Consider the following 13,923-nt stretch of genomic DNA (forward strand, 5'->3'; position numbering starts at 1 on the left):
ATCTAATTAATAGATTACGCGCCTAACTGAACACGTTTGAATGCTGTCACTGTTAATCCTTTAGATACTGAATCTAAGAATTGAGCAATGTTTTTAGATGAATCTTTAACAAACTCTTGGTTTAATAAAGTTGTATCTTTAAAGAATTTGTTTAATTTACCTTGAGCAATTTTCTCTGCCATTTCAGCAGGTTTACCTTCAGCGATGATTTGATCTTTAGCAATAGCTATCTCACGATCAATTGTGTTTTGATCTACACCATCTTTGTCTATAGCAACTGGGTTCATTGCAGCGATTTGCATAGCTACATCTTTACCTGCTTCATCCGCACCAGCTACATCTGCTGAAAGTCCCACTAATACACCTAGACGGTAGTTACCGTGGATGTAAGCTACTACTTTTTCACCTGTTACGATTTCGTATTTAGAAACGTCAATTTTCTCACCGATTACACCTGTTTGCTCGATTAAAGATTCTGAAATAACTTTTCCATCAACAGTTAAAGCTTTCAAATCTTCCAAAGAAGCAGGCGTGTTAGCCAAAGCTACGTCAGCGATTTTTTCTGCGAAAGCAACGAAATCAGAGTTTTTAGCAACGAAATCAGTTTCACAGTTAACTTCTACTACTATACCTGTTTTACCGTCAGCCGAAGATTTAGCAATGATAACACCTTCGTTAGAGTCACGGTCTTGACGGCTAGCAGCTACTTTAGCTCCTTTTTTGCGTAAGTAGTCAACAGCGGCTTCAAAGTCACCGTTTGCTTCTACTAAAGCTTTTTTACAATCCATCATACCTGCGCCTGTTTGTTGACGCAATTTGTTTACATCTGATGCAGAAATTTGTACTGACATGATATTTTCTTTTTTTTATAAAATTACAATTGTGGGGTTAACAAATGCTTCTCCGATAGGTAAAGCTATTGTTAACATTGAAAAAAGAAACCGGATAGACATGCAAGGTTTAGGAAGCTTTTCTTCCAGAAACCAACACTTGTCCATCCGGCCCTATATAGAATAATTATTCTACGTCTTTTGCTTTACGAGTGCGTTTTCCTGGAGTAGCATCTGCTGCTTCACCATTGTCTACTGCCGCCTTAGCTGCAACAGCTTCTTTTTCCGCATCTTCTTCTTTGTCGCGTTTGCGCTCTTCCAAACCTTCAACGATTGCTTGTCCGATAATTCCTGCGATTAAGCTAATTGATTTAGTAGCGTCATCGTTTGCAGGGATTGGGAAATCAATGTTAGTAGGATCAGAGTTTGTATCTACCATCGCAAAAGTAGGAATGTTTAATTTGATAGCCTCAGCTACAGCAATGTGCTCTTTTTTAACATCGATGATGAATAAAGCTGCTGGTAGACGGTTCAAATCAGCGATACCTCCTAAAAGGTTTTCTAATTTGATACGCTCACGCTGAATCATTAATTTTTCCTTTTTAGATAATACATCGAATGTACCATCTTTTTGCATTTTGTCGATGTTAGACATCTTTTTGATAGACTTACGTACTGTTGCGAAGTTTGTAAGCATACCACCTAACCAACGCTCAGTAACATAAGGCATGTTTACATCCTTAGCTTGTTGTGCGATGATTTCTTTTGCTTGTTTTTTCGTTGCTACGAATAAAACTTTACGACCTGATTTTACGATTTGTTTGATAGCTGAAGCAGCTTCTTCTAATTTCGTAAGGGTCTTGTTTAAATCGATAATGTGGATACCGTTGCGCTCCATGAAAATGTACTTAGCCATTTTCGGGTCCCATTTACGTGTAAGGTGACCAAAGTGAACACCTGCATCCAATAAATCTTGATAAGTAGTTCTTGCCATTTTTTGATCCTCCTTTGATTAACGTTTACTGAATTGGAATCTTCTACGAGCTTTCTTGCGTCCTGGTTTTTTACGCTCAACCATACGGTCATCACGTGTTACTAAACCTTTAGCGCGTAAAGCTGGTTTTACTTCTGGATCTAGCTCAACTAGTGCTTTAGCGATTGCTAAACGTACAGCTTCTGCTTGACCTTTTACTCCACCACCATGAACGTTAACTTTGACATCAAAGTTTGCTAATGACTCGGCTACTAATAAAGATTGAGTAGCGATGTATTGCAAAGGTAATGTTGGGAAATACTCTTTGTAATCTTTACCATTAATGATAATGTTACCACTTCCTGCTCCTAAGTAAATACGAGCAACAGCAGTTTTTCTTCTTCCTGAAGTGTTAGTTGTTGACATAATAGTGCTCCTTAGAATTTAACTGGTTTTGGATTTTGTGCCTCATGTTTGTGCTCACCACCAGCGTAAACAAATAAGTTTTTGAATAACTGACGGCCAAGACGGTTTTTAGGTAACATACCACGAACCGCTTTTTCGATGATGCGCTCAGGATGCTTCGCCATTAATTCTTTAGGAGAAACAAAACGCTGACCACCTGGGTAGCCTGTGTAGCGAACATAAGTTTTGTCGCCTAATTTGTTTCCTGTCAACTTAATTTTGTCCGCATTGATAACAATAACGTTATCACCGCAGTCTACGTGTGGGGTAAATGTAGGCTTGTGTTTTCCACGAATTACTTTCGCAATTTCACTGGCCAAGCGCCCCAAGATCTCGCCCTCAGCGTCAACAACGATCCACTCTTTGTTAACGGTGTTCTTGTTGGCAGAGACAGTTTTGTAACTTAACGTATTCACTTGCTTTTATTTAATTAATTAATTTTGTTATCTTCTCAATCGTAATCACTACAATCGGATTGCAAAGGTACATTTTTTATTTCTTATTTTGCAAAGTATAGTTCTGTTATTTTTTTAGGCTTTTATGTAGAGGATTTTCGCTTTTTATGTGTAGATGTATGGTTTAACATTTATTAAGATAATACGTATTAAACTTTTTGATACTATTGTACTCTTTTTCTACAGCAATATGCTACCTTAGTAAGGTGTTACAATGGATTCGACGATGATTTTAAATAGAAAGATGGTATCTCGCATTAAGAAAATAGTGTTTTTTGGTTTGATGCTAACAGGCGGTGTTGCTACGGCTCAAACTACTGAACCGCCTTATAAGATGCAGTTGGCTAAAATTGAGGAACGCCTTAAAGTTGGTGACTTTAGAGAGGCTATGAGTGAGATGGATCGTATTACGGCCCAATATCCAAAAGCAGCAGAGGTGTATTATGCCAAAGGATTGTTATTTGGGCAGACGGGTAATTATGAAGAGGCTTTGGGAAATGCAAAGACGGCATACGAGTATGACCCTAGTATCATGCACGCTAATTTTGTTGTCGAGTTGTATAAAAGTAAACAGAATTGGACAGAGGCGGCAGCGCTAATGAGAGAGCTTCGACTCAAATATCCTATGCTGTCGTCCGTAGGGAGGGACTTGATGATGATTCTTTCTAACGATAAAAAATTAGATGAGGCTGTATCAGTGTATAAGGATGAGGTGACAAAGGGGCATGTCTCTGATACGCTAGACGTTGTTTTAGCTGATGTGTATGTCATGAACGGGAAGCATAAGGAGGCAAGGGCGGTGCTAGAACCATGGGACGGAAAATCTGGTTTGAGACATGTTTACGGTACATTGGGATATATAAATTTAGAAGAGGGTAAGCCTAAGCAAGCTGTTGCTGTATTAGAGCGGGGTGTTAAATTCAGTAAAGATCCTGTGCTGTATCTTGATCTTGCCGATGCTTATAAAGCGGACAACAAGAATAAACAGGTTTTTGAAACGCTGAAGCTGGCGTTTGAATCAAATAAGGTGGATTTTGTTGATAAGCATCGTGTCATGCAAAGCTTGATGCATCCTGGTTTTAAGGATTTTTCTATCGGTCAAATTCAAGAATTGGCAAATATCTTAGTATTGGTACATCCGAGGATAGCAGAAAGCCATGTTATTAAGGGTGAGGTGTTGTGGCGGGGTGGAAATACGGCCGAGGCACGGTCTTTATTTCTTACTGCTGTAGGACTCAACCCGAGACATGTAGATGCTTGGCGCATGTTGATTAATACGGATCTGGGTCTCAATCAGGTAAATGAGGCAATACAGCACGCCGATGAGGCAATGCGGGCAAACCCTGGAAATGCTATGCTAATGTATTTTGCAGGATTATCCTTTATGGTAAAGGAGGATTACGAAAAGACAAGATCCATGTTGGAAATGGCTTTAGATCATAGTGAAGAAGAAAACACATATTTGAGATCGATTATCTACAGTGGGTTGGGAGATCTTTATCACCAATTGAAGATGGATGCTGCATCAGACGTGGCTTACGAAGAAGCCATTCAGCTGGACAGTACGAATAGTACAGCAATGAATAATCTTGCGTATTATTTGTCTATCCGTAAGCAAGATCTGGATAAAGCGGCCGAGTTTGCTCGGAGGGCGAATGTGTTGGATGCTAACTCTTCTACTTTTCAGGATACTTATGCATGGGTTTTATTTCAGCAAGGAAATTATAATGAAGCTGCTGTCTGGATGGAAAAGGCTATAAAATCGTCCTCCTCGCCGTCAGCACTGTTGTTTGAACATTCTGGGGATATTTTGATAAAGCTCGGACGGGAAAAGGAAGCCATTAAGCGATGGGAAAAGGCATTGTCATTGACAAAAGATAATCAGGTCGATGTCGAAAAAATAAAATTAAAAATAAAAGAGAAACGATATGTTGACTAGGTGTTTGTTTTTTTTGCTTTCATTATTAATTATTGTGGGATGCGGAAGTAAGAAGAAGTTGATAGGTACGAATCCTGAAGCCAGTACGGTAAATAGAACTACGGCGGAAGGGTATTTGATTAATAATCTAGATTTTCGAACTTTTAACGGAAGGGCAAAAGCAAAGGTTGAGTTTGATAATGAAAAGCAAGATGTGACATTGCATGTTCGAATGCAGCGCGATCAAGCTATTTGGATTTCTGTAACTGCTACTATGTTTAATTATGAAGCGGCCCGTGTTAAAATCACGCCGGACAGTATTCAAATATTAAACAAAATGCAAAGTACTTATATTTCAAAACCGTTCGCGTATGTACATCGGTATACCGGGGCAGGGATTTCTTTTTCTGCTCTGCAAGATCTCTTGATGGCAAATGTATCACAGTCTTTGTTGAGGACAGACCAGATCACTGTGGCTAGTGCATCGGATGAAGTGCAGATTGTAGGGGTCAAGGGAGATCTTTCTTTTCAATATAGCTTGAATGAAAAGCACAGACCGAAAGTATTTCGATTAAACGCGGTAGGTGCCAGTGATAATCTTGAATCATATTACAGCAGCTTTGTGATTTCTGATGGTTATAACTTTCCGCAGAATCAACATATTAAGTTGAGTGCTGGCGGAATGAATATAAGTGCTGTTTTGAACTATAACAAAGCGGAATTTAATCAAAATGTAGAAATGCCTTTTCTCATTCCATCAAAGTATAAGATGATACCGTGAGGCATTAGGTGTTAAAATACGATTTTTATTAGGCAAGTAAGCGAGATATGTTTATTTTTGGAGGCTGTATAAAAGGCTAAATTAAGAAGTAGCAATTCATGATTTTGAAGAAAATATTATTCATTATATTTATAATTGGCGCGGGCGTGCATTTTTCCTACGGTCAGAGTAGTGCTCAATTAAAAAAGCAACTGGAAAAGATAAATGCCGATATTTCTGCCTTAAATAAAGAATTGAGTGCAAAAACAAAAGAAAAACTTCTTTCTCAAAAGGAGGTGAACGCACTCAGTAGACAGCTTAACCTAAGAGAGGATAAGATTACGATAATTAATAAGGAACTCGGCAATCTTTCTTACCAGATCAATGAAAATACGAAATCGGTGAACGGATTGAAGGCCGAATTGGAGCGAATCAGAAAGGATTATGAGAAGATGATCATGTTTGCATTTCGTAACAAAAACGGCTACAACAAGATGATGTTTATTTTCGCTTCCAAGGACTTTAACCAAGCCTTTAAACGAGTCAAGTATCTTCAACAGTTCAATGATGCACGAAAAATTAAGGCTGCGGAGATAGAGGGAGTGAAAAAAGAAATTGAATTAAAAATAGCTCGATTAGAGGCCGATAGAAAAGCGCAAAGAGAGCTTTTGGCTGAGCAGCAGAATGAGAAGAGTATTATCGCTAAAGATCGTTCTGCACATCAGGTCGAGTTAAGTCAATTGGCTAAGGAAGAAAAGTCCTTCAAAGGGAGGCTGAGTGCTAAACAGCAAGAGAAGAAGAAGATGGAAGCGTTGATCCGTGCAGCAGTACAACGTGAAATAGCCGAGGAAAGACGTAAGGCAGAGGCCGAACGAAAACGTCTAGCAGAGGCGGAGGCGAAGCGTACAGGCAAAACTGTAGAAGAAGTCGAAAAGAAAACACCTAAGAAGACCGATAGTGAAGTGTTGCGTTCTACACCAGAAGCTGAAAGATTGTCCGCAGATTTTAAATCTAATAGGGGGCGTTTGCCTTGGCCTGTGGCTCAGGGTAATATCGCACGGGGCTTTGGTATGCGGACGATCGAAGGTATTTCTACTTTTGAACCGGATATCGCTATTCGTACCGGGCCAGGCGCTGGTGTGAGGGCTGTTTTTGATGGAGAAGTTGTACAAGCTGTATCTGGCGTTATCGTAATTCGACATGGTGAATACTTTAGTTTCTACTCTAATTTGGCTTCGGTAAGTGTACGTAGAGGGCAGAACGTAAGTAGAGGTCAGCAGATCGGTACGGCAGACGATGATCCAGATTTAGGGTTTCCTGTTGTCAATTTTGGACTATCTCAGGGAACTAAGGAATTTGACCCATCTTCTTGGATAGCAAGATAGTTACGGGATATTAATTTATTAATAACTATATTTGTGTTAACGGAGTAATTATTGTAAGAGTTTTTATACGCATAAAAGAATAAAATGTATACATCAAATTTATTATTTATAGGAACCCAAGAGATTATCATTATCGTGGTGTTGGTTCTGTTGTTGTTTGGAGGAAAGAAAATTCCTGAGTTAATGCGTGGTTTGGGACGTGGTGTGAAAGAATTTAAGGATGGACAAAAGGAAGAGCCATCTGAGCAAAAAAACAATACATCTGATAATACAAGCAATCCTTAATGATTGTATTACAAATGAAAAGGAGGATTTGATCTTGCTCTTAGCTTGATCAAATCCTCCTTTTTTATTATAAATCTCGCCCACTAGTCGGCTGAAAAACTAGAAAGCATGAAATTTTCTATTATTTTATCAATAGTTGCTGTATTTGTATTGTCTACTAAAACTAGCGCACAGGAAGTAACAATTGATAGTCAAAAGGAAGAACTGAATAGTTCGATGGTTACTTTTATAGAACTTCAGCAAAAACAGCTGGCTTCTCATTTGGATTCTATAAAAGAGAATTTCGATCCTAATTTGGAAATTACTCCAGAAGATCTCGGGATTCTACGACGTCTTAAGTCGGTCTCGAGGGAAGTTCCGTTAGAGTTCAATTCGCATGTAAAGGGGTATATTGAAAAATATACTTCGCAGAATTATAGGCCCTATATGAACCGACTTTTAGGATTAAGCCAGCATTACTTTGGAATTTACGAAAAGGTATTTGAGGAGATGGGACTTCCTGATGAGATTAAATACCTCTCTTTGGTGGAATCATCATTAAATCCGCATCTGGTGTCTACCTCAGGTGCCGTAGGTCCTTGGCAATTTATGTTTGCTACAGCTAAGTTTTATAACTTAGAAATGAATAGAAATATAGACGAACGTAAAGATGCGTACGCGTCTAGTTACGCGGTAGGTCAGTATCTCAAAGAAGCTTATGATCAATTTGATGATTGGCTTTTAGCATTGGCATCTTACAACTGTGGAAGGGGCTGTGTAAAACGAGCTATAGAACGCTCTGGCTTACATAATCCTTCTTATTGGGAACTATCTCCATTCCTTCCGAAAGAGACCCGGAATTACATTCCGAAGTATATCGCCATGACCTATGTTTTATCGAACACAGATTATTATGGCATTGAAGCTGTGTCAACTGAACTTGAGTTGTCAAATAAGTTGGTCATGGTAGATCGAAAAATTGATTTAGACAATGTGGCAAAGGCTATAGGTGTTACGATACAACAGTTGAAGTATTATAATCCGTCGTTTAAGCAGCGTATAATAGTAGGGTCAGTTGAAAAACCTAAGCGCTTGTTACTGCCGTTGACCGACGTGACGAATGACAGTCTCCTGTATGTTGCCCTGCATGAAGTTACGCCGATTCAAGAAGAATCGACGGTCAAGAACGAGGGGCTGATGTTAGCGGATCAACAAGAAAAACAAAAAGTATATAAAGTTAAGGAGGGGGAGACGTTAACGTCTGTGTCTCGTAAGTTTGGTGTTTCTGTTCAGAACTTACGGGCATGGAACGAGTTGTCTTCTAAAAGTAGGATAATTGGCCGTTCATTAATTGTCGAAAAGCCTGTTGATACCCGGCTTGCCAAAAATATTAAAACAGCTTCTGTCTCAGCAAAATCCAGTGTAGTAGTTTACACTGTTAAAAAAGGTGATTCGCTGGATCGTATTGCCAGTAAATTTAATGGAAGTACGGTGTCTAAATTGAAAGCTGACAATGGCCTGAAAAGCAGTATGATTAAACCAGGAATGAAGCTTAAAGTTAATAAGGGGTAAGCAGTAGATTGTTAATAGTAGATGCAGCTTAGGAAAGCCAAGCTGCATCTGCTTCATTGTCAATTTCTTCTAGTCGAACTTCTACATGTTCTTTCAGGATAGTGGAGAGTTTGGTCCCATAAAAGTCACTGAATATTGGGAATTGGTGGTGACTTCTATCTATAAGAACAGCAGTACGCATTTTTTTCAAAGGGACATTTATAAAGGCGGCTAAGGCGTAAGCCAAAGTTCTTCCACTATTTAACACGTCATCAACAATTATCACCGCTTTGTTTTTTGCCATTTCTACAGGTTGGTCTGTAACGGCTTCAAGTGTTCTTTTGCTCTTTTCAATACTAACTTTGATGAGCTCTATTTCTTTTTCAGGAGCTATTTCTTTTAGTATTGACTGTAGGCGTTTGGCGAAGATATAGCCACGTTCTGCAATCCCTACTAACACAACGGCTTTCTCTTCAAAATTATCTTCCAGGATTTGATAAGCAATTCTTTTTGACTTTTGCTGTATCTGTTCCTTATTTAGTATTAAAGTCTTCTTTGTTGGCATAATGATTATTTGACCATGCTAATTTAACAAAACTCTAGGTAAGTTTCGTTACAATATTAAATACTATAGAACTTTCATAAAGAAAGCCCGAATGTAGTGTCATTCAGGCTTTCGGAATTTCTTTTGATAAAGGTTATTATTTCCCCTCTTCTTTGTAATTTGTGGCGTCTGCTGTCATAATTCTGTCTTCGTCTTTTTTCGGCCGTCCCCCGTTATAATAGTAGCGTTTCCAATACGCCTCATTAAGACTACTAACCATTACTCCTTTGCTGGACGAAGCATGTGCGAATTTGTCATCTCCTAAATACACACCCACATGAGTAATACTCCTGCTACGGATTTTAAAAAAGACCAAATCTCCAGCTTGCAACTCACCTTTTCCAATAGGAGTTACATTGTCATATTGATTTCTACTGTTATATCCGATTGTGGTATTAAAGACATTTTCATATACGGCTAATGAAAATTTAGAACAATCGATTCCTTTTTTAGAATCTCCACCTAAACGATAAGGTGTTCCTAACCAATCATAGACAAACTGATAAAGTTTGGTGCTTGCTGTAGCATTAACTGCTACCCCCATGATTTGAGAAAAGTACTCTTTTGCAAGATTATCCTGATCTCCGGTTTTACTTTTGTTTGTTGTTTGTGCGTGCGACACTAGACAAAAGCCTGTCAATAGCAAGCCTGCTATTAGTTTTTTTGTTTTCATTAAATCGCTTTATGTTTAATTACAACTTTCCTTCCTAATACATCTACAATTGTATAACATATGTGTGCAATTGTGTAACGTATGTCAACGAAGATAACACATAATGCCATCCAATCCAAGCAATTTTACTTTTTTTTAACAAAACTTTAACTTTTAGTGTGGCTTAAAGTCTTCTTTTTGAGAGAGTTCGTGTTTGTGTTGTAGATTGGTTTGTAAAAAGATATGTTTTATTTGTTAACGTAATCTGGACGAGGATAATATATAGCATAGAGGATGATTCATTATTTTTGTTTTATTTCTATTTTCTTAAAATAAATTTGCATTTAATAAAAATGTTGTATTATCTTTATCTAAAATTTACGAAAAGATATGATTTTAAACGTTATTATTTCAACAACTATTATTACCACTGGGATAAACTCGGAGGGAGGTAGTTCTATGTTGAAATAACACGTGTAATAAATATAGAAAGCCTTCCTCCAAAAGAGGAAGGCTTTTTTTTGTGCTACTTTAAAACAAACAAACTAAATATAGAACTAATGAAGGTATTAAAATTTGGAGGTACATCCGTAGGTACAGTGGCGAGTATAGAAAAGGTACTGTCAATTGTTAGGGATTCTTTTGATAAGGATGAGAAGCCGCTAGTGGTTTTGTCGGCAATGTCGGGAGTAACGAATCTATTGACACAGATGGCCGAAGACGCTGCAGAAGGGAAGGGGTTTAGTGAGAATCTGGAGATAATTGAAGAAAAACATTTCGATGTTGTCAGAAAACTGATTGCAGTCAAATTTCAAAATCCGGTCTTTACGAAGCTGAAACTAATGGTCAATGATCTAGACGACATACTGCAAGGTATAGCGACATTGAGAGAGCTAAGTGCCCAAAGTAAAGATTTGGTCTTGTCCTTCGGAGAAAGGTTTTCTAATTATATGGTGTCTAAGATCATGGAGCAATATGTTCCCGAATCTGAATATATCAATGCTTCTCATTATATCAAAACAGATTCTGATTTTGGGAATGCACATATTAAGGAAGATTTAACCACTCAACTGATTCAAGCTCTTTCCTATACCCATGCGAATAAGTTGCTTTTTGTTACGGGATTTATCGGTTCAAACGATAAAGGGAGGGTTACGACGTTAGGGCGTGGTGGTTCAGATTATACGGCGGCTATATTTGGTTCCGTATTGGGCGCTTCTATTATCGAGATATGGACAGATGTGAATGGTATGTTGACCGCGGATCCAAGAATCGTGAAGAAGGCTTTTTCACTGCCTATATTATCCTATACGGAGGCAATGGAGTTGTCTTATTTTGGTGCTAAAGTCATTTATCCACCGACAATGATTCCGGCGTTTATGAAGAAAATTCCTATTGCGATTAGAAATACTTTCGAACCTCATCTGTTAGGAACCCGTATTCAATTCGAATCGGATAAGTCTAACTATCCAATTAAAGGTATTTCATCTATTTCAGATATATCGATCATCAATCTTACGGGAAGCGGAATGATTGGTAAATCTGGTTTTTCAGGACGTTTGTTTACCTTATTGGCTCGCGAGCAGATTAATGTTGTTTTAATCACACAATCTTCTTCGGAGCACAGCATTACGTTTGCAGTAAACCCATCGGATGCCACCAGGGCATTAACTTTGATTGCGGCTGAGTTTGAGCTGGAGTTGGCCGCAAATAAGCTAGTTATGCCAGAAGTAGAAGAAGACCTTTCTGTATTGGCTATTGTTGGGGAGAATATGAAGCGGACACCTGGGATGTCAGGTAAATTATTTCACGCACTCGGTCGAAATGGTATAAACGTTCGTGCCATAGCTCAGGGGTCTTCTGAATTTAATATTTCTGTTATTATTTCCAAAGAAGATCTTGCAAAAGCATTGAATGCTGTACACGATGCCTTTTTTGCGGAGTTAAAGAAAACATTGTATGTCTTTAATCTGGGTACTGGTAATATAGGCGCGACTTTGTTCAAACAGTTGTATAAGCAGCATGATTTCTTGTTGGAAAACAACGACATCGAAATTAAGGTGGTGGGAATCTCCAATTCAAGAAAAATGCTGTTTGATGTGTCAGGTGTTGATTTGGGTAGCTGGGAAGAAGCTTTGGAAACGAAAGGAGAGATTGCGGACCTGACCGGTTTCATAGAACATATGAAAGCTCTTAATCTGCCCAACTGTGTATTTATTGATAACACGGCTAGTAAACTACCAGCAACTTATTATGAGGATATTTTTAAATCCAATATATCTATCGTGACCTGTAATAAAATAGCGAATTCGGGAGATTATGCCCAGTACCAGTCGTTACATGAAACAGCGCGTAAACACGGCGTAGATTTTTACTATGAGACGAATGTCGGTGCGGGATTACCTATAGTACGTGTGTTAAAGGACTTGATGATGAGCGGAGATCGTATTCTGAAAATAGAAGCGATTTTATCCGGTACGATATCTTATATCTTTAACAATTTTGTGGGGGATGTTTCATTTTATGAAATTGTGAAGAAGGCGCAAGAGTTAGGTTATACAGAGCCCGATCCGAGAGACGATTTAGGTGGCGTTGATTTTATGCGTAAGATGTTGATCTTAGCTCGGGATGCTGGACATGCTATTGAATCTTCGGATGTAAACTTGGGTGCCATACTTCCAGAGTCTTGCCTATCGGCATCGTCTGTCGATGAGTTCTACGCAGAATTGTTGAAGGCCGAACAATACTTTAATGCTTTAAAAGATAGAGCTGCAGCTGCTGGTCAAGTAATCCGTTATATCGGTAAATTGGAAAAGGGGAAAGTTAGTATTTCTTTGCAGATGGTGGATGGCACACATCCATTTTACGCACTATCAGGAAGTGATAATATCATATCATTTACGACCGAGCGTTATAAAGAAAGACCTCTCGTGGTGAAAGGGCCCGGTGCCGGTGCAGAAGTAACTGCAGGAGGCGTATTTGCAGATTTGGTAAATGTCGGAGCGTAAAATTTGTATAAAATAGATGACCCCTTGTAACCAAAAAAAGATGAATCAGAATAAGTTAGATAAAAAGATAGATTTCGAAAATATATTGGACAAAGTCCGAGTTTTTGCTCCCGCCACTGTGGCAAATATGATTTGCGGATTTGATATTCTCGGATTTGCTGTAGATAAGCCTGGTGATGAAGTCAAGATGTATCGGGTGTCAGAGCCCGGTGTAAGAATTCGTTGTATAACTGGAGACGATGGTCGTCTCCCTTTAGACCCGGATAGAAATACGGTGAGCGCCTGTGTTAAGATGTTATTGTCAGATTTGGGATTGTTAAATGATATCGGTGTAGAGATTGAGTTGATTAAACATATGCCTATTGGTTCTGGTTTAGGCTCAAGTTCTGCCAGTACGGTAGCCGGACTTTTTGCCGTAAATGTTTTATTAGGGAGTCCTCTTTCTAAAACTGAACTAATGCCGTATTGCGTAGAAGGGGAACGATTAGCCTGTGGATATGGACATGCTGATAATGTAGCTCCTGCTCTTATGGGGGGAGTGACATTGATTCGAGGTCAGGCTGATTTGGACGTTATTAGACTTCCGGTTCCGGACGAATTATATGTTGGCATTGTGTTTCCTCAGGTTGATGTCCCGACACGTGATGCGAGGAAGCTGATCAAGGATAAAGTTCTTTTAAAAGATGCGGTGGTGCAGTGGGGAAATATTGCCGGGGTAGTAGCAGGACTTTTTCAGAATGACTACGGTCTGATTGGAAGAAGTATGCAAGATGTGTTAATCGAGCCTACACGGGCTATTTTGATTCCCGAATTTTATGAAATGAAGCGAATTGCTTTAGAGAATGGTGCATTGAGTTTTGGAATATCTGGATCGGGCCCTTCTGTTGTGGCGGTGTCTAGAGGAGGGGAGGTGGCACAAATCATTGTTGACAAAATTAAGGATCATCTGTCCGCTAGAGAGATAGATAGTTTGCAATATGTGTCTGCTGTTAATATAGCAGGACCCAAAGTGCTGGAATTTGATGTCTAGTGTCGAAGTTTTAAATCTAATATCTTAA

General features: G+C 38.9%; 13 protein-coding genes. 7 read left to right on the forward strand and 6 right to left on the reverse strand.

What is annotated here, in order from left to right; translation table 11 throughout:
* Positions 1-14: 14 nt before the first annotated feature.
* The 4 genes from tsf to rplM all read right to left on the reverse strand — a co-directional run bounded on the left by tsf (position 15) and on the right by rplM (position 2,684).
* Complete coding sequence (gene tsf / locus B5X76_RS03645) at positions 15-851, reverse strand: translation elongation factor Ts (RefSeq protein WP_079641317.1); 837 nt, start codon at positions 849-851, stop codon at positions 15-17.
* A 166-nt stretch (positions 852-1,017) separates the two neighbouring features.
* The gene (gene rpsB / locus B5X76_RS03650) at positions 1,018-1,824 is read right to left on the reverse strand and encodes a 30S ribosomal protein S2 (protein WP_079641319.1); all 807 of its coding nucleotides are present in this window, start codon (positions 1,822-1,824) and stop codon (positions 1,018-1,020) included.
* An 18-nt stretch (positions 1,825-1,842) separates the two neighbouring features.
* On the reverse strand, positions 1,843-2,229 hold the full coding sequence (gene rpsI / locus B5X76_RS03655) for a 30S ribosomal protein S9 (RefSeq protein ID WP_079641321.1): 387 nt from the start codon (positions 2,227-2,229) through the stop codon (positions 1,843-1,845).
* An 11-nt stretch (positions 2,230-2,240) separates the two neighbouring features.
* Positions 2,241-2,684, reverse strand: a complete 444-nt coding sequence (gene rplM / locus B5X76_RS03660; protein WP_079641323.1) for a 50S ribosomal protein L13 — start codon at positions 2,682-2,684, stop codon at positions 2,241-2,243.
* A gap of 265 nt (positions 2,685-2,949) precedes the next feature.
* Here rplM and B5X76_RS03665 point away from each other — a divergent pair, with 265 nt between their 5' ends.
* The 5 genes from B5X76_RS03665 (at position 2,950) to B5X76_RS03685 (ending at position 8,622) form a co-directional block, all read left to right on the forward strand.
* Positions 2,950-4,662, forward strand: coding sequence for a tetratricopeptide repeat protein (locus B5X76_RS03665; RefSeq protein ID WP_176140980.1), 1,713 nt, complete (start codon positions 2,950-2,952; stop codon positions 4,660-4,662).
* Entirely contained in the window at positions 4,652-5,422 is a 771-nt protein-coding gene (locus tag B5X76_RS03670; protein ID WP_079641327.1) for a lipoprotein insertase outer membrane protein LolB1, read from the forward strand. Before B5X76_RS03665 ends, B5X76_RS03670 begins: the two co-directional genes overlap by 11 nt.
* 98 nt (positions 5,423-5,520) lie before the next feature.
* Positions 5,521-6,786 carry a murein hydrolase activator EnvC family protein gene (locus B5X76_RS03675; RefSeq protein ID WP_079641329.1) on the forward strand — a complete coding sequence of 422 codons (1,266 nt, stop codon included), beginning with the start codon at positions 5,521-5,523 and terminating at the stop codon, positions 6,784-6,786.
* 84 nt (positions 6,787-6,870) lie between these two features.
* Positions 6,871-7,071 carry a twin-arginine translocase TatA/TatE family subunit gene (locus B5X76_RS03680; protein WP_079641331.1) on the forward strand — a complete coding sequence of 67 codons (201 nt, stop codon included), beginning with the start codon at positions 6,871-6,873 and terminating at the stop codon, positions 7,069-7,071.
* A gap of 108 nt (positions 7,072-7,179) precedes the next feature.
* On the forward strand, positions 7,180-8,622 hold the full coding sequence (locus tag B5X76_RS03685; protein WP_079641333.1) for a lytic transglycosylase domain-containing protein: 1,443 nt from the start codon (positions 7,180-7,182) through the stop codon (positions 8,620-8,622).
* Positions 8,623-8,650: 28 nt separating this feature from the next.
* Here B5X76_RS03685 and B5X76_RS03690 read toward each other — a convergent pair whose 3' ends face one another.
* Together B5X76_RS03690 and B5X76_RS03695 are read right to left on the reverse strand one after the other, a co-directional pair.
* A complete protein-coding gene (locus tag B5X76_RS03690) occupies positions 8,651-9,166 on the reverse strand; it encodes a phosphoribosyltransferase family protein (protein WP_079641335.1) in 516 nt (171 codons plus the stop codon).
* Positions 9,167-9,302: 136 nt separating this feature from the next.
* Positions 9,303-9,878, reverse strand: a complete 576-nt coding sequence (locus B5X76_RS03695) for a C40 family peptidase (protein WP_079641337.1) — start codon at positions 9,876-9,878, stop codon at positions 9,303-9,305.
* 539 nt (positions 9,879-10,417) lie between these two features.
* On the opposite strand from B5X76_RS03695, the gene thrA reads away from it, so the two are divergent.
* Both thrA and B5X76_RS03705 read left to right on the forward strand, forming a co-directional pair.
* On the forward strand, positions 10,418-12,865 hold the full coding sequence (thrA, locus tag B5X76_RS03700) for a bifunctional aspartate kinase/homoserine dehydrogenase I (protein ID WP_079641339.1): 2,448 nt from the start codon (positions 10,418-10,420) through the stop codon (positions 12,863-12,865).
* A gap of 40 nt (positions 12,866-12,905) precedes the next feature.
* Complete coding sequence (locus tag B5X76_RS03705) at positions 12,906-13,895, forward strand: homoserine kinase (RefSeq protein ID WP_079641341.1); 990 nt, start codon at positions 12,906-12,908, stop codon at positions 13,893-13,895.
* Positions 13,896-13,923: the final 28 nt, after the last annotated feature.

It is taken from the genome of Sphingobacterium nematocida (assembly GCF_900168125.1).
In the GTDB taxonomy this organism is placed as follows: Bacteria; Bacteroidota; Bacteroidia; order Sphingobacteriales; family Sphingobacteriaceae; genus Sphingobacterium; species Sphingobacterium nematocida.